At 25.3% G+C, this 1,952-nt stretch carries 2 protein-coding genes; both read left to right on the top strand.

Features of this window, described 5'->3' with window-relative positions:
* Positions 1-85: 85 nt before the first annotated feature.
* Complete coding sequence (locus tag IPZ78_RS17135) at positions 86-1,147, top strand: fatty acid desaturase family protein (RefSeq protein WP_225555198.1); 1,062 nt, start codon at positions 86-88, stop codon at positions 1,145-1,147.
* 280 nt (positions 1,148-1,427) lie between these two features.
* On the top strand, positions 1,428-1,619 hold the full coding sequence (locus IPZ78_RS17140) for a cold-shock protein (protein ID WP_225555199.1): 192 nt from the start codon (positions 1,428-1,430) through the stop codon (positions 1,617-1,619).
* Positions 1,620-1,952: the final 333 nt, after the last annotated feature.

Below are 1,952 nucleotides of genomic sequence, written 5' to 3' on the forward strand. Positions count from 1 at the left end.
ATTTTAAAAAATAAATAATATTTATTAAATATTTATACATAATTTAGGCGGAAATAAAATTTCAATAAATTACGAATACCTATAAATGAATCCCCAAGTAAAATTTAATAATGCTAATGCATTATTCTCAAAATCTCTCAAGTTAAAAATTAATCAATATTTCCAACAAAATTTAATAAAAAGGACTGGCAATAGAAAGCTTATTTTAAAAGCAATAGTATTATTGTTAAGTCTTATTTTAAACTATTCAATTTTAGTTTTTTTGCAGCCGCACTGGATTATAAGTGTTATTCTATGTCTAATTTTAGGAGTTAATTTCGCAGCTATAGGTTTCAACATTATGCATGACGCAGGTCATAATTCTTTTTCAGAAAATAAAAAAATTAACACAATTTTGTCATATTCCCTAAATCTTCTTGGAGGAAATATTTATTTATGGAAACTTAAACATAATATAGCTCATCATACATTTACAAATATAGATGGGGAAGATCATGATATAGAAATTAAATTTATGAGAATTCATCATGATCAACCATTGAAGAAACATCATAAATATCAATCAATCTATTTTATTTTTTTGTATTCCATTTCATATTTGGCGTGGATTTTTTACCAAGATTATGAAAAATATTTTAGAAAAAGATTAAGTAAGACATCTGAGAAATTCACTTTACCCCTAAATGAGAAAATTATATTTTGGCTTAGTAAATTTATACATTTTCAAATATTTATAATTATTCCAGTTATAATGGTTGGATTTGTACCAACTCTTATTGGTTTATTGGTATCAAGTATTATTTGTGGAATTTGCCTTGCAACTGTGTTTCAATTAGCCCATGTGGTTGATGAGACGGAGTTTAAAACTTTAGAAAATTATAAAGTAGAAGAAGAATGGATGATTCATCAATTGCAATCAACAGCTAATTTTGCAACAAAAAGTAATGTTCTTACTTGGCTTTTAGGTGGTTTGAATTTTCAAGTTGAACATCATCTGTTTCCTAAAATAAGTCATGTACATTACCCAGAAATCAATAAAATATTAAAATCTGAATGTTTAGCATATAACGTAAAATATAATGAATATTCAACATTTATAGCGGCGTTTAAATCACATGTTACAGTTGTAAAAAACATGTCTAAATAAAATAATATTTTTATTTTAAGAAAAAAAATATATATTTGTATATAATCAGGCTCTGCCCCGCTAAACCTAGGAACGATCAGTTTACTTTTCACTTTTAGTCTTTGCTTCCAGTTGCTAATGTTATCATCTAATTTGATGAAGTAAATATTTGGATTTGTTCTCCTTCAAAATCATTTAATTCTTACTCACGTTTAGTTAACGAATGATTATTTAAGATTTAAGGATCTTAAAAGGATGGCTTTATGCCTTAAACAATTTTTTTATTTTAATACATTACAAAATGCAACAAGGAACAGTAAAATTCTTTAACGAAACAAAAGGTTTTGGTTTTATTACACCAAATGATGGCGGTGACGATTTATTTGTACACATGTCAGGACTAAGAGATAACATTAGACAGAACGATAATGTAACATTTAATGTTGAACAAGGTAGAAACGGACTAAACGCAACTAATGTGCGCATAGCATAATAATATTTCATATTGTATTATTAAATAAGGCTAAAACATATTTGTTTTAGCTTTATTTTTTGACTTTCAAATCTTTAAATTGGAAGTCTACTTATAAAACTCTCCTTATTTTTCGGAACTAATAAACATTATTTATTCGGAATAAAACTACAATTTCAAATATCAATCAAATTAGTTTTTTAATGTAATATTTACATTAATAATTTTAGCTTGTGGTCTAGCTTTTAAAAAAATTATGAAATATTTATAGTTATAATAATCCATAATTTATGACATTAATATTTTCTAAAGCTCCTTAAAATCTTTATGAACTCCTTCCATATAAAGAAACTT

The organism is Sphingobacterium bovistauri (assembly GCF_020295405.1).
GTDB classification, from domain to species: domain Bacteria; phylum Bacteroidota; class Bacteroidia; order Sphingobacteriales; family Sphingobacteriaceae; genus Sphingobacterium; species Sphingobacterium bovistauri.

Coding starts and splice junctions, on each gene's coding strand:
- IPZ78_RS17135 (WP_225555198.1), top strand. CDS start 86: ATGAATCCCCAAGTAAAATTTAATAATGCTAATGCATTATTCTCAAAA.
- IPZ78_RS17140 (WP_225555199.1), top strand. CDS start 1,428: ATGCAACAAGGAACAGTAAAATTCTTTAACGAAACAAAAGGTTTTGGT.